The sequence below is a fragment of the Pandoraea soli genome (assembly GCF_902459595.1).
In the GTDB taxonomy this organism is placed as follows: domain Bacteria; phylum Pseudomonadota; class Gammaproteobacteria; order Burkholderiales; family Burkholderiaceae; genus Pandoraea; species Pandoraea cepalis.
In genome coordinates this window covers 143,367-162,226 of sequence record NZ_CABPSG010000009.1, presented here as the reverse complement: position 1 = coordinate 162,226, position 18,860 = coordinate 143,367, and the positions used below count along the sequence as shown (strand labels likewise).

Annotated in this window: 19 protein-coding genes and 1 pseudogene; 10 read left to right on the top strand and 10 right to left on the bottom strand. The window is 61.3% G+C overall.

Annotated features, from left to right (window positions below):
* Positions 1-57 precede the first annotated feature (57 nt).
* On the top strand, positions 58-930 hold the full coding sequence (locus PSO31014_RS16545) for a LysR family transcriptional regulator (protein ID WP_026131947.1): 873 nt from the start codon (positions 58-60) through the stop codon (positions 928-930).
* Between the two features lie 31 nt (positions 931-961).
* Here the strand turns inward: PSO31014_RS16545 and PSO31014_RS16540 are convergent, their stop codons facing one another.
* The 6 genes from PSO31014_RS16540 to catA form a co-directional block, all read right to left on the bottom strand.
* Entirely contained in the window at positions 962-1,420 is a 459-nt protein-coding gene (locus PSO31014_RS16540) for a YaiI/YqxD family protein (RefSeq protein ID WP_017233919.1), read from the bottom strand.
* 151 nt (positions 1,421-1,571) lie between these two features.
* Entirely contained in the window at positions 1,572-2,348 is a 777-nt protein-coding gene (gene benD / locus PSO31014_RS16535) for a benzoate diol dehydrogenase BenD (protein ID WP_150552610.1), read from the bottom strand.
* On the bottom strand, positions 2,345-3,367 hold the full coding sequence (benC, locus tag PSO31014_RS16530) for a benzoate 1,2-dioxygenase electron transfer component BenC (RefSeq protein WP_150552609.1): 1,023 nt from the start codon (positions 3,365-3,367) through the stop codon (positions 2,345-2,347). Before benC ends, benD begins: the two co-directional genes overlap by 4 nt.
* Positions 3,368-3,407: 40 nt before the next feature.
* Positions 3,408-3,896 carry a benzoate 1,2-dioxygenase small subunit gene (gene benB / locus PSO31014_RS16525; protein WP_150552608.1) on the bottom strand — a complete coding sequence of 163 codons (489 nt, stop codon included), beginning with the start codon at positions 3,894-3,896 and terminating at the stop codon, positions 3,408-3,410.
* The gene (locus tag PSO31014_RS16520) at positions 3,893-5,251 is read right to left on the bottom strand and encodes a Rieske 2Fe-2S domain-containing protein (RefSeq protein ID WP_150552607.1); all 1,359 of its coding nucleotides are present in this window, start codon (positions 5,249-5,251) and stop codon (positions 3,893-3,895) included. The genes benB and PSO31014_RS16520 overlap by 4 nt, the downstream gene beginning before the upstream one ends.
* Positions 5,252-5,358: 107 nt before the next feature.
* Positions 5,359-6,294: a catechol 1,2-dioxygenase gene (gene catA, locus PSO31014_RS16515; RefSeq protein WP_150552606.1), complete on the bottom strand. Its 936-nt coding sequence runs from the start codon at positions 6,292-6,294 to the stop codon at positions 5,359-5,361.
* Positions 6,295-6,476: 182 nt separating this feature from the next.
* On the opposite strand from catA, the gene PSO31014_RS16510 reads away from it, so the two are divergent.
* The 5 genes from PSO31014_RS16510 (at position 6,477) to catC (ending at position 11,401) form a co-directional block, all read left to right on the top strand.
* A complete protein-coding gene (locus PSO31014_RS16510; protein ID WP_150552649.1) occupies positions 6,477-7,403 on the top strand; it encodes a LysR family transcriptional regulator in 927 nt (308 codons plus the stop codon).
* A gap of 105 nt (positions 7,404-7,508) precedes the next feature.
* Positions 7,509-8,654 (top strand): muconate/chloromuconate family cycloisomerase, encoded by a 1,146-nt coding sequence (locus tag PSO31014_RS16505; protein ID WP_150552605.1) that lies wholly within the window; start codon positions 7,509-7,511, stop codon positions 8,652-8,654.
* A 154-nt stretch (positions 8,655-8,808) separates the two neighbouring features.
* Positions 8,809-9,645 (top strand): 3-oxoadipate enol-lactonase, encoded by an 837-nt coding sequence (gene pcaD, locus PSO31014_RS16500; RefSeq protein WP_150552604.1) that lies wholly within the window; start codon positions 8,809-8,811, stop codon positions 9,643-9,645.
* 106 nt (positions 9,646-9,751) lie between these two features.
* A complete protein-coding gene (locus PSO31014_RS16495; protein ID WP_150552603.1) occupies positions 9,752-11,086 on the top strand; it encodes a short-chain fatty acid transporter in 1,335 nt (444 codons plus the stop codon).
* Positions 11,087-11,125: 39 nt separating this feature from the next.
* Positions 11,126-11,401 (top strand): muconolactone Delta-isomerase, encoded by a 276-nt coding sequence (catC, locus tag PSO31014_RS16490; RefSeq protein WP_150552602.1) that lies wholly within the window; start codon positions 11,126-11,128, stop codon positions 11,399-11,401.
* 58 nt (positions 11,402-11,459) lie between these two features.
* On the opposite strand, the gene PSO31014_RS16485 is transcribed toward catC, so the two are convergent.
* The gene (locus tag PSO31014_RS16485; protein WP_425494885.1) at positions 11,460-12,182 is read right to left on the bottom strand and encodes a GntR family transcriptional regulator; all 723 of its coding nucleotides are present in this window, start codon (positions 12,180-12,182) and stop codon (positions 11,460-11,462) included.
* Positions 12,183-12,423: 241 nt separating this feature from the next.
* On the opposite strand from PSO31014_RS16485, the gene PSO31014_RS16480 reads away from it, so the two are divergent.
* The 4 genes from PSO31014_RS16480 to PSO31014_RS16465 all read left to right on the top strand — a co-directional run bounded on the left by PSO31014_RS16480 (position 12,424) and on the right by PSO31014_RS16465 (position 16,864).
* The gene (locus PSO31014_RS16480; RefSeq protein WP_246176719.1) at positions 12,424-13,170 is read left to right on the top strand and encodes an alpha/beta fold hydrolase; all 747 of its coding nucleotides are present in this window, start codon (positions 12,424-12,426) and stop codon (positions 13,168-13,170) included.
* Complete coding sequence (locus PSO31014_RS16475) at positions 13,167-14,432, top strand: iron-containing alcohol dehydrogenase (protein ID WP_150552647.1); 1,266 nt, start codon at positions 13,167-13,169, stop codon at positions 14,430-14,432. The genes PSO31014_RS16480 and PSO31014_RS16475 overlap by 4 nt, the downstream gene beginning before the upstream one ends.
* Positions 14,433-14,562: 130 nt before the next feature.
* Positions 14,563-15,945, top strand: coding sequence for an MFS transporter (locus PSO31014_RS16470; protein ID WP_150552600.1), 1,383 nt, complete (start codon positions 14,563-14,565; stop codon positions 15,943-15,945).
* A 109-nt stretch (positions 15,946-16,054) separates the two neighbouring features.
* A complete protein-coding gene (locus tag PSO31014_RS16465) occupies positions 16,055-16,864 on the top strand; it encodes a sterol desaturase family protein (RefSeq protein WP_150552599.1) in 810 nt (269 codons plus the stop codon).
* 21 nt (positions 16,865-16,885) lie between these two features.
* Here PSO31014_RS16465 and PSO31014_RS22720 read toward each other — a convergent pair.
* The 3 genes and pseudogenes from PSO31014_RS22720 to PSO31014_RS16455 form a co-directional block, all read right to left on the bottom strand.
* Positions 16,886-17,019, bottom strand: a pseudogene (locus PSO31014_RS22720) (LysR family transcriptional regulator); the annotation flags it as partial.
* Positions 17,020-17,022: 3 nt separating this feature from the next.
* Complete coding sequence (locus tag PSO31014_RS16460; RefSeq protein WP_150552598.1) at positions 17,023-17,319, bottom strand: YciI family protein; 297 nt, start codon at positions 17,317-17,319, stop codon at positions 17,023-17,025.
* Positions 17,320-17,394: 75 nt separating this feature from the next.
* Positions 17,395-18,819 (bottom strand): MFS transporter, encoded by a 1,425-nt coding sequence (locus PSO31014_RS16455; protein ID WP_150552597.1) that lies wholly within the window; start codon positions 18,817-18,819, stop codon positions 17,395-17,397.
* Positions 18,820-18,860 lie beyond the last annotated feature (41 nt).

Genomic DNA, 18,860 nt, shown 5'->3' with positions numbered 1-18,860 from the left:
GATTCTGCCGCGAAACTTCTGTTAGAAAAAGTTGGAACCTATCGATAAAATGGATGAATGAACTGGACAATAGAGCAATTGCGCTACTTTGTGGCTGCCGCGGAGGAAGGATCGATATCGGCTGCCGCCCGAAGACTCGGCAAAGCCCAGTCGGCGTTGAGTTCGGCGATTTCGCTGCTCGAGGCCGATTTGGGATTTGAACTATTCGATCGTAGCCGTCGCAACGCGAGACTCACCGCGCAGGGGGAGGTGATGTTGCTCGAGGCGAAGGAGTTGCTGCGTCAGGCGGAGGGCTTGAACCATCGGGCGAATGCGCTGGCGTTCGGCGAGCAGCCGCAGTTGTCGCTGGCGATCGACGAAGCGTTGCCGTATCAAGTCGTGAGCGAACTGGTGCGCGATCTTGCGTACCAGTTCGCTTATTTGGAGCTGACGATACTCAACGGGACCTCGACGGAAGTGGCCGAGTATGTGGAGAAGCAGCGCGCGGACATTGGCTTTCACGTGGATCGCGGCGCGATCTCGTTGGCGCTGGGGCACAAATATGTTGGGTCGGCCGTGCAAGGCGTATTTGTCGCTGGTGATCATCCGCTCGCTTACCGCGATCAGGTCACGCGCGGCGATTTGGCCAAGTACCGCCAGATTCTGCTGCAGATGGACGATTTCACGCCGTGGCAACTGAGCCCGTCAATCTGGCGGGCGGACAGTTCATACCTGATCGCCAGCATGGTGCTCGACAAACTCGGCTGGGCCGTGCTGCCGATCGACATTGCGAAGTACGATGAACTTCACGAACTGCGCTGCGACGACCTCGGCCTACCGCAACTCCCCGTGCGCATGCTCTGGCGTTTTGGGCGAGAGCCCAACGATGTGATGCAATGGTGCAACACTCGGTTTGGCGAACTGTTGCGGGCGAGTTCGGAAGCGGAGTAAGCCCGTTTTAGCGCGTTCCGGCGCGGATCGCTTACCGGCGCGACGCGCGATGACGGGCGAGGAAGCGATCGAGTTGCCCGGCGAACGATTGGCTGTCGCGCGCGCTGAAGGGGGCAGGACCGCCGGTCTCGATGCCCGCATTGCGCAGTTGATCCATCATGTCGCGCATGCTCAGTCGTTCCTCGATGTTTTCACGCGTGAACCAATTCCCGCGTGGATCGAGCGCCAGCCCCCCTTTGTCGAGCACCAGGGCGGCAAGCGGGATGTCCGCGGTAATCACCAGATCGCCCAGGACGACAAGTTCGACGATGCGGGCATCGGCCACATCGAAGCCTGCCGGCACCTGAATCGCCTTGATGAACGGTGACGGCGGCGTGCGCAGGAATTGATTCGCGATCAGCGTCACCCGCACCTCCTCACGTCGCGCGGCCCGGAACAATATCTCCTTGATGGCAAAGGGGCAGGCGTCAGCATCGACAAAAACTTGCATGGAAAGGTCGTTCCAGGGGAGTCAAAGACCGTTCATCATATGCCAACCGCCGATCTGCCACCTCGGCAGCAGGCGTTGTTGCCCCACTGGCAGGCCATGCCGACGCGCTTGCGCAACGCCCATTCATCCAATGATCTCTCGGCGCCCGGCCTCAGCCCGTATCGCCGCCGGCGACCGGCAAGACCGTACCGGTGATGTATCCGGCTTCGTCGGAGGCCAGGAAAAGAATGGGTGCGACTTGCTCGTCGAGGGTGCCGTAACGTTTGAAGAACGTCGATTCGGTCACCTGCGCGACCGCCTCGTTCATCCAGGCAACCTCTTGTTCGGTGTCGCCCGCGGCGTTACGTGGAGTCCGGCGTGGCGGCGCCGTGGTGCCCCCCGGCGCGGTCGCCGCGACGCGAATATTGTGTTCGGCGTATTCCATCGCCAGCGATTGCGTGATGGCGTTCACCCCGCCCTTCGCTGCGGAGTACGGCACGCGTCGAATTCCCCGAGTCGCATTCGACGAGACGTTGACGATCGTGCCGCCGCCACGCGTGAGCAGGTACGGCAGCACCGCGTGGCAGGTGTAGAGCGTTGGCATCAGCGAGCGGCGAATCTCCGCGTCGATCTGCGCCGGCTCGAACTCGGCGAACGGACGCATGCGAATCGCCCCGCCCACGCCGTTGATCAGAATGTCGATGCCCCCGAAGCGTTCGTTGGCGAACGCCATGGCCGCGGCAGCGCCTTCATACGTCTCGAGATCGGCGATGAATCCGGCCGACTCGCCGACCGCTTCGGCCGCCACTTCGGCAACGAATTCCGCACGATCCACGAAGACCACGCGCGCCCCTTCGGCCGCCGCGCGCAGCGCCACCCCGCGACCGATGCCTTGGGCCGCGCCGGTCACGACCATGACCTTGCCGGCAAATCGTGGTGTCGTCGTCATGCGTTCACCGTGGCAGCGTTGGGCGTGAATTTCTCGTAATGGAAGCTGTTGGGCTTCACGCCGTTGTCATCGAAGTATTTGCGCACAGCGTCGACCATCGGCGGCGGTCCGCACAAATAGACGTCAACGTTGCCGTCGTTGAGCGCATCCGCCGGGATATGTTGCGTCACCCAGCCCGTTCGCGGATGCTTCGATTCGGCGTCCGCCACCACCGTGGCAAAGGTGAAATTCGGCAGCTTGGCCGCGTAAGCCTCGATCGCTTCGACCTGGACCAGATCGAGATCCCGCGTCACGCCGTAGATCAGATGCACGCGCTGTTGCGACGACGAGCGCGCGAGGACTTCGAGCATCGACAGGAACGGCGCCAGCCCCGTGCCGCCCGCGAGGAACAGCAACGGGCGCTCGACGGCGCGCAGATAGAAGCTGCCGAGCGGGCCGGTCATCTCAACCGCATTACCGGGTTGCGCATGATCGAGCCACGAACTCATGGCCCCGCCCGGAATCTTCTTGATGAGAAAGCCGATACGCGACTCCCCCGGCGCGGACGAGAACGAATACGAGCGACGCACACCGCTGCCGGGCACATCGATGTTGACGTACTGGCCGGGCAGGAACACGGGCGCGGCGGCGCCCACATCGAGTTCAAGCACGACCGCCGCGTCGTTGTGCGTCTCGACCTTGGTGACGGTCGCGGCAAATCGGCTCTGCTCGGTCTTGCACGCCGTTGACGACGCCGGCACGGCAATCACGCAGTCGCTCTGCGGCACCATCTGGCATGTGAGCACGAGGCCGCTGTCCTTCTCGTCGGCGCTCAGGGCGTCCTCGATGTAGTCGTCGCCCATGTCGTAACTGCCGCTCTCTGCACGGCACTTGCAAGTGCCGCACACGCCGTCGGAGCAATCCATCGGCAGATTGATCTTGGCGCGGAAGGCCGCGTCGAGCACCTTCTCGCCGGCCTTGCATTCGACGAAGCGGGTTACCCCATCTTCAAAATTGAGCGCTACGTTGTAGCTGGACATATAGCCTCCTCGACTTCCAGTCCTGATGCGATAGTCAACGTCAAACGTGATAAACGTCGAGTACCTGACGGATATAGTCGTTCTTCAAAACGATCTTCTTCCTGGCGATCAACAGCGCATCGCCGTCGTGGCGCAACGTGACGAACATCGTGCCGAAGAACTGATCGGTCGCCTTGTAACGATGGCTCAGCGTGCTGAAGTTGTAGCGCACGTCGACTTCGTCGTCGCGTTGCGCCAGCACTTCCACATTCGCGACGGTGTGCGCGGTGCGGGGCTCCGGCATCGAGGCGCTGCTACGCTCGGTCTTGATGCGGAACACGCGATCCTCCAGCCCCCCACGGTCCGGGTAGTACATGAGCGAGATCTGGCTCTGGGGGTCGTCGGTCAGGCGATCGTCGTCGTCCCACGCCGGCATCCAGTACGTGACGTCGGTGGCGTAGCACGCCAGCCACTCATCCCACTGTCGGTCGTCGAGCAGACGGGCTTCGCGATACAGCGTGGCGCAGATCGTTGCGTAATCGAAGCTCATGCCGTGGCCTCCGTCTGTGCTTTCTTCAGGGCGTCGCGCATCACTTCGACCCAGTATTCGTGCTGGCAGACGAACAACCCTTCGTCTTCGCTACGCTCGCCGGACAGGCGCGGCGCCAGTCCCATCTTTTTGGCGTTGTCGTCCGGTCCGTCGATCCAAAGCGGTGCGCCGCGCGACAGGTCGTTCCACAGCGCCGTGGTGCCGGCATAGCCCGCCTGGCAGGCGCGGAATTCTTCGAGGTCGTCGGCCGTGCCCATGCCCGTGACGTTGAAGAAATCCTCGTACTGGCGGATGCGGTGGGCGCGCACTTCGGCACTTTCTCCCTTGGGCGCAAAGCAGAAGATCGAGACTTCCGTCTTGTCGACGCTAAGCGGGCGTACCACGCGAATCTGCGTACTGAACTGGTCCATCAGGAACACGTTCGGGTAGAGGCAGAGGTTGCGCGTCTGGTTGACGATGAAATCGGCCTTGACGTCGCCGACGCGAGCCTTGATTTCGTCACGATGCGCGTAGACCGGGCGAACTTCCGGATTCATCGTGTTGGTCCACAACAGGATGTGACCATGCTCGAAACCGTAGACACCCGCCACCGACTTGCTCCAGCTGTTGGCGTCGACGGCCTTCGTGCCTTCGTCCTTGCGTCGGCCCATGGTCGCCGCGTAGTTCCAGTGAACGGTGCTGACGTGATAGCCGTCGCAGCCGTTCTCCATCTGCATCTTCCAGTTGCCGTCGTAGACGTAAGAGGAATTGCCGCGCACGACTTCCAGCCCTTCCGGCGCCTGGTCGACGATCTGGTCGATGATCACGCGGGTCTCGCCGAGATAGTCCGCGAGCGGCATCGAATCGGGGTTGAGGCTGCCGAACAGGAAGCCACGATAGCTCTCGAAGCGCGCGACCTTGCGCAGGTCATGCGAGCCGTGCGTATTGAATTGCACCGGGTACTGCGTGGTCTTCTCTTCCTTCACCTTGAGCAACTTGCCGGTGTTGGAGAACGTCCAGCCATGGAACGGGCACGTGAAGCTGCCCTTGTTGCCGTGTTTGCGACGGCACAGCATGGCCCCCTTGTGCGCGCAGGCATTGATGACCGCGTGCAGCTCACCGTTCTTGTCGCGCGTGACGACCACGGGCTGACGGCCGATCCACGTCGTGTAGTAATCGTTGTTGTTCGGGATCTGGCTTTCATGCGCCAGATAGACCCAATTACTCTCGAAGATGTGTTTCATCTCGAGTTCGAACAACTCGGCATTGGTAAAAATGTCGCGACGGCAGCGGAAGACGCCGGCCTGCTTGTCGTCCTGGACGGCCGTATCGAGCAGCGCATCCAGTGGCGAGCGGGTTTGGGTGATGGAGGACATGGGGGCTCTCCCCGCGCGTGCTCCCACCGGGGAGCGATCGCGTCGGTATCAAAGGTGGAACGATGAGATGGGCGGCTGCGCACTGGCGCCGCCGCCGTGGCGGGCGGTTATGCCGCAGCCGAAGCGCGAAGGCGATGGACGATCTGGTTGTCCTTGCCATGCGTGAGCGGGCTCAACTGGATATCGAATTCGATTTCCTTGTAGTCGTCCGCCTTGAGACCGAGCCTGGCGCCACCGGTCTTCTCGACCACGTGCGGGATCAGGTCCTCGCGCGTCGCGTAGGCGAAGTCGTCCCAGATCAGCGGGTCGCCCTCGATGTTGATCTGCGTCGTGAGCTTGCGATGCGGCTCGCTGGTCACGAAGAAGTGCACGTGCGCCGGGCGATTGCCGTGACGGGCCAACGCGTCGAGCAGTTGCTGGGTGGCGCCTTGCGGCGGGCAGCCGTAGCCCACTGGCATCAGCGTGCGGAATTCGTACTGGCCTTGCGCATCGGTGCGCACGGCGCCGCGCAAATTGAAGGGCGATTGCGCGCCCGTCGGATCGAAGTGCGAATAGAAGCCGTTCGAGTTGGCATGCCAGCACTCGACGACAGCGCCCGCCACCGGTTGACCGTCAGGGCCGGTCACCTTGCCGCGAATCACCAGCGGGCCAGCGTCGGCATCTGCATCGAGGTCGATCTTCGACACCGTGTCGCGCAGCGGCGCACCGGCGACATAGAGCGGGCCTTCGATCGTGCGCGGCGTGCCGCCTTCAATCTCGGCGGCCCGGTCCTCGGCGTCCATGCGCACGTCGAGATACTTCTCGAGGCCGAGGCCGGCGGCCAACAGTGCCGCCTCGCCATCCTGGCCCAGTTTGTTGAAATAGTTGACGCCGGCCCAGATCTCATCGGGCGTAATATCGAGGTCGTCAATCGCCTTGAAAAGGTCGCTCAGCAAGCGATGCACGATTTGCTTGGTGCGCGCATCGCCGGACGGATTTCCGAGATTGGCAGCGGCGCTCAACAGCGCTTGCACTTCGCTCGTGTCGAATACTTTCACGCTCATGTCTTCTCCTACCTCTATTCGAATTTTGCTGGGGTTAACCCGTGCACCAAGCATTCATCGTCCATACGCGATAGGTATAATCGAGCACTGATGCAGAGCATGAAGTCAGGATAATGACGGGGTATAGCACCGTCCAACACTGATTTAGTATCGGCGCGATATCTGAAAGGTATGAAATGAATATTGAGTTGCGCCATATGCGCTACTTCGTGGCGGTTGCTGAAGAACGCAACTTCACGCGCGCCGCCGCACGGCTGCATATCGCACAGCCGCCGCTCAGTCGCCAGATTCAGCAACTCGAGGAGTTGCTCGGCGTTCAACTGTTCGAGCGCGACTCGCGTCCGCTCAAACTGACCGACACAGGGCGCTTTTTTTATTCGCACGCGGTGCAGTTGCTCGCGCAAACCTCCGAACTCGAATCGATGACGCGGCGCGTGGGCAAGATCGATCGCAGCCTGTCGGTCGGTTTTGTCGGCTCGACGCTCTACGGCATGCTGCCGAAGATCATCCGGCGTTTTCGCGAGGAGAACAGCACGGTTGCGCTGAGTCTGCACGAGATGTCGACAATGGATCAGATCCAGGCGCTCAAGGAAGGCCGCATCGATGTCGGCTTCGGCCGCATTCGCCACGAAGATCCGAGCATTCGTCGCGTGGTGCTGCGCGAGGAGCGCATGATCGTCGCCCTGCCGCTCGGCCATCCGCTGATCGACACCAAGCCGGTCCTGTCGCTGCACGACCTCGTGTCGGAAACGCTGATCATTTTTCCCCAAGCCCCTCGCCCGAGCTACGCCGATCAGGTGCTTGCGGCCTTCCACGATCGCGCACTCAAGCCGGAGCGCATCTACGAGACGCGGGAATTGCAGATTGCGCTCGGACTTGTCGCGGCCGGCGAAGGCATCGCCATCGTGCCGCAGAGCGTCAATGGCCTCAAACGCGACGACATCGCCTATAAGGAACTCGACGATCCCAATCTCGTATCGCCGATTATCCTGAGCATGCGATTGCTCGACGAGTCGCCCGATATTCGCGCCATGCTCGAATTGATCTACGACCTCTACGCCGAGGGGAACATGGAGCACCTCCCGCCCTCGGACCTCGGCTCACCCTAATCGACACCATACCCGGCAGGTATTGAACAAGACGCCATCGGTCTTGGACAGCGACATAACGCGGCTTGCATACTGCGATTCACTGTCCAACTGTATCTCCCGGGTATGAAACCAACCGTCAGCTCCATCGAGGCCATTCTGGTCGACCTGCCGACGATTCGCGCGCACCAGCTCGCGATGACGACGATGCAGAAGCAAACACTGGTGATCGTCAGGCTGCGTTGCAGCGACGGCATCGAAGGCATCGGCGAGGCCACCACGATCGGTGGGTTGTCCTACGGCGAGGAAAGCCCGGAGGGCATCAAGCTCGCGATCGACACCTATCTCGCGCCCGCATTGAGCGAGGTCGACGCCACCAATGTGCACTTGGCCATGGTGCGCCTGGACAAGGTCGCGCGCGGCAATCGCTTCGCCAAGTCTGCGCTGGAAACGGCCCTGCTCGATGCCCAGGCGAAACGTCTTGGCGTGCCGCTCGTCACGCTCCTCGGCGGCGCGGTGCGCGAGACGTTGCCGACGCTGTGGACGCTGGCCAGTGGCGATACCGCACGGGACATCGACGAAGCTGAGCGCCTGCTGGCCGAGCGTCGTCACAACACCTTCAAACTCAAGATCGGGCGGCGGGCCGTAAGCGATGACGTGGCCCACGTTGCCGCGATCAAGCGCGCCCTCGGCGACCGTGCGCGCGTCACGGTGGACGTCAACCAGGCATGGAACGAAGCGGAAGCGGCCACGGGCATCGCCGCGCTCGAAGCCGCCGGCGTCGACCTGATCGAGCAGCCGATCCCGCGCGACCAGCGCGCCGGTCTGGCGCGACTGGCCGCCCGCTTTGTCGTGCCGATCATGGCCGACGAAGCGATCCTCGGTGCCGAGGACGCCATTGAACTCGTGCGCGGCGGTTGTGCCGATGTGTTCGCGCTGAAGATCGCCAAGGCCGGCGGTCTTTACGGCACGCTGCGTGCCGCCGCCGTGGGCGATGCCGCGGGTGTCGCGCTCTATGGCGGCACCATGCTCGAAGGCACGATCGGCTCGATCGCGGCGGCGCACTGCTTCTGCACGCTTCGTCAACTCGCCTGGGGTACCGAGCTATTCGGTCCGCTGTTGCTCAAGGACGATATCGTCGTCGAGCGGCCGACCTACCGCGAGTTCGCCCTGCACCTGCCCACCGGCGTGGGCCTGGGCGTCACGATCGACGAAGACAAGCTCGCCCACTTTCGTCGCGACGCACAGCGCATCGTCACTGGCGCGCGATAAACCACGGTCTGCGAGCGACGTGCCTGTCGCGGGTCGTCAGGTGCTGCGCCGAGCGACACATGTACACATCCATCGCGTCCCATCCAAACCCTATGGCGCATCGAATTGCGGCGCACGCTTGCCGCATTTCACGCCGACCTTAGCGAGACACCGTATGCCTGCCATCCTCGACACAGCGAGCGCAACGCCTGGCGACACCCACATCGAAACGAGAAACGGCCGCTTTCGCGTCGCCATCTCCGGCCCGGCTTCGGCGCCAGTGCTGGTGCTGAGCAACTCGCTCGGCACGACGCTGGAGATGTGGGACGCGCAGGTGCCGGGTTTGGCGCGCGACTTCCGTGTCGTGCGATATGACACGAGGGGGCACGGCGGCAGCATCGTCACGCAGGGGCCTTACACCTTTGATCAATTGGGCGACGACGTCGTCGCGCTGCTCGACGCGCTGGATGTGCATCGCGCGAGCTTCTGCGGCGTGTCGATGGGCGGGCATACGGGCTTGTGGCTGGGGCTGCATGCGCCAACGCGCTTCAACGCGATTGCTGTGTGCAACAGCGCCGCCAGGATCGGCACGACTGAGGGCTGGACGGCCCGCGCCACGCACGTCCGTACGCATGGGAAGGCCGCGATGGCGGAATTGGCTGCGTCTTCGCCGTCTCGCTGGTTCACCGAGGGCTTCATCCATCGCGAATCGGCACGTGTGGCGCTTGCGCAGGCGAGAATTGCAACGCTTGCGCCGGAAGGCTACGCGTCGTGCTGCGATGCGTTGGCGACGTCGGATCTCAGTGACGAGATCTCGGCGATCAAGGTACCGACACTGTTGATCGCCGGCGAGTTCGACCCGGTGACGACGGTGGCCGATGCGCAGGCGATGCAACGCGCCATTGCCGGATCGACGGTGGTGTCGCTGCCCGCTTCGCACTTGTCGAACATCGAGGCGCCGACCCAGTTCGAGGCAGCGCTTGCGCAGTTCCTTGCCAAGGCACTCGCCTGACGCAAGGCACACCGGCGGTCGCATCGGGGGTGGTGCGGACCGTCGAACACGACAAGGGACCCGCCGGCGCCGACAGGTCCCATCAGAACAACCAGAGACACACGTCATGACAAAAATCACAAGTTTCTTTACCGAGCTGATGCGACGGTATCTGCCCGATCCGTTCGTCTTCGCCATCTTGCTGACGATCCTCACAATGGCACTGGCCATCGCGGTCGAAGGCCGCATGCCGCTGATGACGACCGTGGATTGGGGCAAAGGCTTCTGGAGCTTGCTGGCGTTCACGACGCAGATGGCCGTGATTCTCGCGATGGGATTTGCGCTGGCGGGCGCGCCGTTGGTCGAGCGGCTGCTTGACAGGATTGTGACGCGCGTGAGCACGCCCCGACAGGCGATCATCGTCGCGACGCTGGTCGGCTGCATCGGCAGTTACCTGAACTGGGGCTTCGGGCTGGTGATTGGCGGCATCATGGCCAAGAAGCTTGCGCGCAACGTCAAGGGCGTTCACTACCCGCTCATCATTGCCGCCGCGTACAGCGGCTTCACGATGTACGGACTTGGCTTGTCCGCCACGATCCCGGTGCTGATCTCAACCAAGGGACATGCGTTCGAGGGCAAGATGGGTATCGTGCCGCTGACGCAGACGATCTTCTCCGCACCGATCCTGACAGCCAGTCTTGCCGTGCTGGTCTTGCTGCCGCTGCTCAACGCCGCGATGCATCCGAAAGCCGGCGAACCCGTCACGGAAATCGATCCGGCGATCGACGGCGACGAAAAGAATTCGTCCGCCTCAGCCGATCTGCTGGGCGACAACACGCTGGCGTCGAAACTCAACCATAGTCGTCTTCTGAGCCTCGCCATTGGCGTGCTCGGCATGCTCTACGTCGGCCAGCACTTCTTGCAAGGCGGCACGCTGGACCTGAACCTGATCAACTTCTTCATCCTGTTCCTCGGCATCCTGCTGCTTGGCACGCCGATCCACTACGTCGAGAAACTCAACGAAGGTATCAAGACGGTCGGCGGCATCATCCTCCAGTTCCCGTTCTATGCCGGGATCATGGCCATCATGGCGGCCTCGGGCCTGGTGGGTCCGATCTCGGAGATGTTCGTCCATATCTCGACGCCCGCCACGCTGCCGTTCTGGGGACTGATCAGTTCGTTCGTCATCAACTTCTTCGCACCGTCGGGCGGCGGCCACTGGGTCATTCAGGGCCCGTTCATGATCGATGCGGCCGCGTCGATGGGCGCATCGATGGCGCAGACCTCCATGTCGGTGATGCTCGGCAACGCCTGGAACGATCTGGTCCAGCCGTTCTGGATCCTGCCCGCGCTGGCCCTGTCCCGGCTCAAGCTCAAGGACATCATGGGCTACACCGTCGTGTCGATGTTCCTGGTCGGGGCGATCTATATCACCGTCATTCTGGCGTGGCCCCACGTGTAACTGTCAAGGGCGCTACGCCCGCGTTTCAAGGAGAGTGAAATGCTGTATCTGGTTCATATGATCGTTCGGATTCCCGATACGGTGCCGACGGAAGAGGCTGCGCGTATCAAGGCGGCGGAAAAGGCGTATTCGCAATCGCTGCAACGCTCGGGCAAGTGGTCCAGCATCTGGCGCGTGGTCGGGGAATATGCCAACTACAGCATCTTCGATGTCGAGAGCAACGACGAGCTGCACACGCTGCTGAGCCAGTTACCCCTGTTCCCGTACATGGACATCTCGGTGACGCCGCTGGCGCGCCACCCGTCGGCGATTTGAGTTTGGGGCGGCGCGCCTGTCGCCGCCCTCGTCAGACAAGCCAGCGGAAATTCCGCCACTAGGCTCGCTCGCCCAGCACCGTGGCTCGCGTGAATGCCTCGATATTGTCCAACAGCGCATCGAGGGCGTCGCCTGCACGCTTCACTTCGCCCGCGGCAATCGCTTCCGCGACTTCCGCATGCAGGCGGGCCATCGTGGGCAAATCGGCCGCTTCCTTGTAGTGGTAGTACCAGAAGCGGCGCGCCAGTCCGTGCAATAAACGCATCGCTCCTTCGGCGAACTCGTTGCGCGCGGCGACCAGGCACAATTCATTGAATTCGCGGTCGGCACGGATAAACTCCACATCCTTACCGCTGCGTGCCGAACTCTTGAATTCCTTCGCCAGACGCGTGAAATGCTCGCGTTGTTCCGCCGTGGCTTTCTTCGCGGCGCTCCGGGCAATCAAGCGCTCCACCTCACGCCGCGTCTCCAGCAAACGCAGTTGCTTGGCGACGTCCATCGGCGGAATGAGTAGCCCGCGCTGCGGCAGCACCACGATCAAGTGCTCTCGGGCCAATCGCTGGACAGCTTCCCGGATTGGCGTTCTGCCAAAGCCCGTCATCTCGCTCAACTGCAACTCCGACAACGTCGAACCCGGCGCGAGCCGCAACGTCACGATCGCCTCTTCAATCCACTCGTAAGCCATGTCGACCATGCGACCTCGCGGGATGGATTCCCGCGCGTCGTCCGGTGCTTTGGTCTCCGGCTTCGCCGTGCGTTGCGTCGCTTTTTTTGTCGCCATTTGGTCAATGCTTCAGAGCAAATATTAATTGTATATCACCTGCTCTCAAGGCTTCGATGACGCACTGCGCTCAGCACGCCCAACGTTCGGACAGCCACGTGCGCCTTCCCTTCGTGACCCCACGCTCCCCCATCTACGCGTTTTCCCTCAGTATCGCCGACTTGCCCCATCCATCTAACATGCTATTATTAACCAACTAACATATTACTAATGCAAAGGGCGCTCGATGGATATACGTCGCATGGGAAAACCCGATGGCTTCCCGGTTGTCGCGCTGCACGGGATTCAAGGCACGAGCGACTCGTGGATCCCGGTGGCGACCGCGTTAGGCGACACGTTTGATTTCGTCTTGCCCAACATGCCGGGTCGCGGCGACGCCGAATCGCCAAACGAGCCAAAGGCATGCAGCGCCGACAACTTCGCGCGGATTGCCAGCTTGTCGATTGAACAGGAAATCGGCGCGCGTCCCTATGCGCTGGCCGGCTGGAGCATGGGTGTATCGGTCATCCTCGAGTTGATGGCGCAGTTGGCGAACGGCACGGCGCGTCATCACCCGCCGGCGGCCATTGTGCTGTTGTCCGGCACCGCGCAGTTGGACGAGGTTGCCTGGTTCAAGGCTTCCGAAGAGACGGCCCTACTCAACGAAATTCGGCACAGGCAAATGCGCTTGGGTCTGACGCAAGCGGCGGATCCGCTCACTGTGTCGTGGACATGGAATGCGCTGAAGCGGATTTCCCACCTCCGGCATCTGGCGCACGTCGACGTGCCCACGCTGCTCATCCACGGCAGCGACGACGAAGACTGTCCCGTCGAGCACGCACATCGCATGCGAGAGGGAATTCGCTGCGCAACGCTGCAAGTGATTCCGGGCGCGCGCCACTCGATCCTGACGCAGAACACGCAAGCGGTCTGCGTCGCCATGCGGCAATTTCTCACGCAATACAGCACGGCATCCCGATGCCCGAGCACCCCGGAGACGACTTCATGAGGCTTGACGATTGCATCCACTTTTGCGCCCCCTCCCGACTGATCATCGAGCGTGCCTACCGTCAAAAGCTTCCTGGTCTTTTGCAACGCATCGGCTATCGACGTGGCTTGCTCGTCACCGATCGCTTCTTTGCCGAGCAAACCCCTTGGGTGAGCGACTACGTGACGGCCTGCGAACGCCTCGGCATTCACGTCGATGTCTTTGCGGGCGGCCAACCCGACCCCACGACCGATCTGTGCGACCGTGCAACCGCCGAACTGCGCGTCCACCTTGACGGTCATCTGCCCGACCACATCATTTCCCTGGGCGGCGGCAGCAACATCGATCTGGCCAAGGCGCTGTGCGTCACCCTGACTGCAGGGCGGCCCATTCGCGACTTCAGTGCCGGCATTACGAGCGATACGCCGGTCATCGACCACGTATCGGTGCCCACGACGGCGGGAACAGGCTCTGAGCTGACCCCCGGCACCATTCTGTTCGACACGTCCACCGGTATCAAGACCGCCGTGATGGACAATCGGCTTCGCCCTGTCATCGCCGCCATCGACCCCGAACTCACTTTCACCTGCCCGCCCAAAGTCACCGCGGAATCCGGCATCGACGCCCTGACGCATGCCCTCGAGTCGTTTGTCACCCTTGACTCAAGCCAGTTCGAGCGAGGAGGCAACGTCGACCCGGGCTATAGCGGTCGCAGCGGCTTGACCATGATGTTTGCGCGCGAGTCCATCCAGCTTTGCGCCCGGTATCTGCTTCGTTCCTATCAGGATGGCAACGATGTCGAGGCGCGCGTGGGCATGTGCTATGCCAGCGTCTATGCGGCGATGTCCTACGGCAGTGCGGGGCTGAATGCGGTGCATGGCATCGCTTACGGCGTCGCCGCTCTGACGCACCAATCCCACGGGGCGACGAATGCCGTTGTCTTGCCCTATGTCATCGACGCCCTGCGCGAGTCCCGACATGCCGAACTTCTGGAGGTCGCCCGAATGTTCGGCATTCAGACGACCGACGAAGTCCAGGCGGTGCGCGCGTTACCGCACCAATTACGCGAACTGGTCGGCAAGCTTGGGATTCCCACCGATTTGAACGCGTTTGGCGTGGCGCGGACATCTCTACAGGACTTGCACACCGATTCGCTTGGCGTGACTCGGTTGGCGAAAGCGTTCCCGGTTGGGAATATTGAAGACAGCTATGCGGACATTATCAATAACGCGTGGCATAGCCGTTTTCAAGACGAGACGACAGCGAGATTCGCCGCAGACTGAGCATTTCGGCCCGGTGCTGTAGCGACGCAAAGACACCATTAAAATTCGGCCGGGCCTACCGGCCTCTTTGCGCCTCGATGTCTAACATGTTAGCTGATTATCAGCAACATACATTGGAGGAGACACAAGTATGGATATGTCCGTCGCCGCTTCGCGGCTGGGTGTTGGGGTTGCCGCGCGTCTAGAGCGGCTGCCGATGACCCACTACCAGAGAACGTTGTTCTCGATCATTGCCACCGCCTGGTTCTTCGATTCCATGGACCTGGGTCTGATGACCTTTGTTCTGGGGTCGATCAAGACGGAATTCGGTCTCTCGGCCTCGCAAACTGGACTGCTGGCCAGCGCCAGCTTCCTTGGGATGTTCGCCGGCGCCGCGATAGCGGGCCTGCTCGCGGACAAATTTGGCCGAAAGCCGGTCTTCCAGATCAGCATGATCTTCTGGGGCGTCGGTAGCCTGATGTGCGGCTTCGCGCACAACGTCGATTCGCTGATGTTGTATCGGGTGGTTCTGGGCTTTGGCATGGGCATGGAGTTCCCCATCGGCCTGTCGATGGTCTCGGAGATCGTGCCGGCCAAGAGCCGCGGCAAGTATGTAGCGATCCTTGAAGGTTTTTGGCCCATCGGGTTCATCGTTGCAGGCGCGCTCTCTTACTTCATGCTCCCGGTCATCGGGTGGCGTGGCATTTTCATCGCCTTGTCGGTCCCGGCCGTGTTTGTGTTCGTCATCCGGCGCGTGGTGCCCGAGTCGCCTCGGTGGCTCGAAGACACCGGACGGATGACCGAAGCCTCGGACGTGATGGACCGCATCGAGGCCAAGGTGGAGAAAGCCTACGGACGCAAGTTGCCCGCGCCCACATTGACACCGAGCGCCCCTCGCGCCCAAACCGGCAGGAAGGCGCTGTTCGCCGAGCTTTGGACCGGCATGTATGCCAAACGGACGGTCATGCTCTGGACCACGTGGTTCTTCGCCTTACTCGGTTACTACGGACTGACGACTTGGCTGGGGGCGCTGCTTCAACAGGCCGGCTATGAACTGACCAAATCGGTTCTCTACACGGTCTACATCTCGCTGGCGGGGATTCCCGGGTTCATGTTCTCGGCATGGTTGCTGGAGAAATGGGGCCGCAAGCCAACGTGCGCGCTGATGCTGCTGGGGAGTGCCGTGGCCGCCTATCTTTACGGTCAGGCCGCTGGCACCAAGGCCCCTATCGAACAATTGATTGCCGCCGGACTGATGATGCAATTCTTCCTGTTCGGCATGTGGTCGGTGCTGTACGCCTACACGCCGGAGCTCTATCCGACCCGCACGCGCGCGACAGGCTCCGGATTCGCGTCGTCCATCGGACGCGTCGGCTCCCTGGCGGGCCCCTTTGCCATCGGCGTACTGCTTCCTTCGTGGGGACAGGCGGGCGTCTTCACCCTGGGCGCCCTCTCCTTCGTCATTGCAGCGCTCGCCGTGTTGCTGCTGGGCGTGGAGACCAAAGGCCGATCGCTTGAGGACGTTTCGCATTAACGCGCGGGTATCGGCGGGCAATCGTGCCCACCGATACCCGCTATGCAGTGGCGGATGACCTGCCGAACCATAAGCGCCATCCGATTGATTTAAACGCAGGAGACAACCCATGATTACCGAGCGTCAACTGAAATTCCGAGAGCAGTACAAATCCGACATCAGCCCGATGTACAACGGCCTGTTGCACATCGTCGTGATGTATATCGTGGCCATCGGCGCGGTCGCCTATGCCGTCAGCCGATTGCAGCATCCGACCTGGGAATGGCTGTTGATCATTCCTGTCTTCCTGGCGGGCAACTTCGTGGAGTGGTTCATGCATCGCTTCGTGATGCATCGTCGCGTGAATGTCTGGGGCTTGCGCGAGATCTACAACCGCCACACTCGCCAGCATCACCAATACTTCAGCGACCAGTTGTCGACGATCGACACGACGCGCGAATTTCGCATCGTCTTCTTTCCGTGGCGCGTGCTGATGACGCTGGGTGTGGGCGGCGGCGCCCTGGGCTACGTGACCTCACTGATCCTGGGCACGAACGCCGGCTGGATGGTCTTTCTGACGATGGTCGGCCAGTATGTGATCTACGAGACGTTCCATTACTGTTGCCACTGCCATGAGAATTGGTTCGTGCGCAACATGCCGTTCATCAATACGATTCGCCGGCATCACACCGCCCACCACAACATGGGCATCATGATGAAATACAACATGAACCTGACGTTCCCGATTGCCGACTGGTACATGGGAAGCAGCGACTTGCGTCGGGGCCTGCTCGGCCACCTGTTCAACGGCTACAGCGAAAAGCACATCAAGAGCGAACTGAAGCCGATCATCGCGAAGTTCAAGGACGACCACTCCCAAGTCACTTTGGACGGTCCCATTCTCACGGAAGAGGAGCGGAGGGCGATGACAGCTATATGAGGTACTGATGTGCGTGGCAGCGGCGAGGGCGATCTCGCCTGAGTCGATCTGCGCCAGTAGATTGAGCGGCATCCCGGAACAATGCGAATTCGCCAACCCGGCGGTGCCTCACGGAATCGCTGAATCGCACTGGCCAGGATCGACGTCTGCGACGACTGTCAGTTTTCTCCACAGAGTACCCTTTGGGCACCCGCCGCGAACTTGTTCGGAGCAAACTCAATGATCTGATATTGAGCGATGCCTTCTCGGTAGAACGGATCCTGCGCCAACACGACATCCAACGCGTCCCGTCCTAGATTGCGCACAATGATAACGCCGCCAACCCGAGGTACTTGAGGCCCAGACGCCACGAAATGGCCGGCAGCGTATTGACGCTCAAGATACTCGCGATGCTCTTGAAGGAACGCCTCGATTTCGGCCAGCGGCTGAAGGTAATGCAAGAGAACAACGAACATTTTTCCTCCTGAAACGATCCGTGGAATTCTACCGAAAACCGAGCTTGCCTCATTTCGCTCAAGTTCCGAACCGGCTCATCCACGCCCACACAGTTCGGATGAAGAAATCGCCTTCGTCGATCCAACGACGACTTCCCGATATTCTCGCTTTGGCATGCAATACAAACACATCATGCTACACAGAAATAGTAGAGAACCCGCAATCGCCATTGCCGCGTGCATGCCATGCAAGAACGCGTGTGAAGCCGTGTCGCGAACCAGATAGCCAAACACGGCGACCCCTAACATTCCGCCGACCTGGCGCGCGGAATTAAGAACGCCGGATGCGATGCCTGCGCGCGACGCCTCCACCGATGAAAGTGTCACATTGGTCATGGTGGGAATCGTCAATGCGACGCCGCTACCCGCGATTAACATAGGTACGATCAGCATGCCGTAGCGCCCGTCGAAGCTTGCCAACAGCATCAGCAAATATCCACACGCGGCCAGCCCCAAACCAAGCACCATGATGCGACGCGCCCCGAGGCGTGTGATGAGCCTTCCCGCCACAATGTTTGCCGCGACCAATATGACGGTCATCGGCAAGAAGGCGAGTCCTGTCTGCTGAGGCGAAAACCGACACTGCGACTGGAAGAAAAGGCTCAGCACAAACACCAGGCCGTAATACGAGAAGTTCACGATCAGACCCGAAGCCGTTGAAGCCGTGAACGTTGGCGCACGAAACAACGTCATTGGCAACATCGGGTCTTGCGTGCGCCACTCGATCCAGATAAAGACAAACAGCGCGGCAACAGCCAGCAACAACCCCGATTGAACCCGCGTATCGCCCCATCCAAGGCTACTGGCTTCGATAAGGCTGGCAGTCAGCGACGCTAGTGCAAACACCACCGTTGCCTGTCCGGGCCAGTCCAAACGCCGTCGGTGACCTTCCCCGTCAGGCGTTACGTAGCGCAAGGTCAGGTAAATGCCAATCAACCCGACGGGTAGATTGACTAGAAAAATCGAGCGCCAACCCAAATGCGTCACCAGCAGGCCTCCCAGGACCGGACCGGCTGCCAGTGACAGGCCTCCCACTGCCCCCCACCATCCCACTGCGCGGCCACGCTCCTCACCCGGTTGGAACGCCCTTTGTAGTATCGAAAGCGAGTTGGGCACCAGCATTGCGGCACCCACACCTTGAAGCAGCCGCGCGGCAACTAACCCGCTCAGTTCATCCGTGAGCCCGCAGATGAGCGACGCCAATGTAAAAAGGATCAACCCCCAGGAAAAGACGCGCCGCGCCCCAAAGCGGTCGCCCATCGCTCCGCTAGTCAACAGCAACGCGGCAAACGCCAAGGTGTAAGCGTTGACCACCCACTGCAACCCAGCAACATCAGTCGAAAATTTCTGTCGCAAGGCCTCCAAGGCGACATTGACGACGCTAACGTCCAACAGCACAACGGCCAATCCCAAGGCGGAAGCCGCCAACGTACCACGCGACGAAGGTCTGGAAGAGAGCATGACGCACATCCTTGACGTAACAAACTGATGCCATGTTAGGC

Coding starts and splice junctions, on each gene's coding strand:
- PSO31014_RS16545 (WP_026131947.1), top strand. CDS start 58: ATGAACTGGACAATAGAGCAATTGCGCTACTTTGTGGCTGCCGCGGAG.
- PSO31014_RS16540 (WP_017233919.1), bottom strand. CDS start 1,420: ATGCAAGTTTTTGTCGATGCTGACGCCTGCCCCTTTGCCATCAAGGAG.
- benD (WP_150552610.1), bottom strand. CDS start 2,348: ATGACGACGACACCACGATTTGCCGGCAAGGTCATGGTCGTGACCGGC.
- benC (WP_150552609.1), bottom strand. CDS start 3,367: ATGTCCAGCTACAACGTAGCGCTCAATTTTGAAGATGGGGTAACCCGC.
- benB (WP_150552608.1), bottom strand. CDS start 3,896: ATGAGCTTCGATTACGCAACGATCTGCGCCACGCTGTATCGCGAAGCC.
- PSO31014_RS16520 (WP_150552607.1), bottom strand. CDS start 5,251: ATGTCCTCCATCACCCAAACCCGCTCGCCACTGGATGCGCTGCTCGAT.
- catA (WP_150552606.1), bottom strand. CDS start 6,294: ATGAGCGTGAAAGTATTCGACACGAGCGAAGTGCAAGCGCTGTTGAGC.
- PSO31014_RS16505 (WP_150552605.1), top strand. CDS start 7,509: ATGAAACCAACCGTCAGCTCCATCGAGGCCATTCTGGTCGACCTGCCG.
- pcaD (WP_150552604.1), top strand. CDS start 8,809: ATGCCTGCCATCCTCGACACAGCGAGCGCAACGCCTGGCGACACCCAC.
- PSO31014_RS16495 (WP_150552603.1), top strand. CDS start 9,752: ATGACAAAAATCACAAGTTTCTTTACCGAGCTGATGCGACGGTATCTG.
- catC (WP_150552602.1), top strand. CDS start 11,126: ATGCTGTATCTGGTTCATATGATCGTTCGGATTCCCGATACGGTGCCG.
- PSO31014_RS16485 (WP_425494885.1), bottom strand. CDS start 12,182: ATGGCGACAAAAAAAGCGACGCAACGCACGGCGAAGCCGGAGACCAAA.
- PSO31014_RS16480 (WP_246176719.1), top strand. CDS start 12,424: ATGGGAAAACCCGATGGCTTCCCGGTTGTCGCGCTGCACGGGATTCAA.
- PSO31014_RS16475 (WP_150552647.1), top strand. CDS start 13,167: ATGAGGCTTGACGATTGCATCCACTTTTGCGCCCCCTCCCGACTGATC.
- PSO31014_RS16470 (WP_150552600.1), top strand. CDS start 14,563: ATGGATATGTCCGTCGCCGCTTCGCGGCTGGGTGTTGGGGTTGCCGCG.
- PSO31014_RS16465 (WP_150552599.1), top strand. CDS start 16,055: ATGATTACCGAGCGTCAACTGAAATTCCGAGAGCAGTACAAATCCGAC.
- PSO31014_RS16460 (WP_150552598.1), bottom strand. CDS start 17,319: ATGTTCGTTGTTCTCTTGCATTACCTTCAGCCGCTGGCCGAAATCGAG.
- PSO31014_RS16455 (WP_150552597.1), bottom strand. CDS start 18,819: ATGCTCTCTTCCAGACCTTCGTCGCGTGGTACGTTGGCGGCTTCCGCC.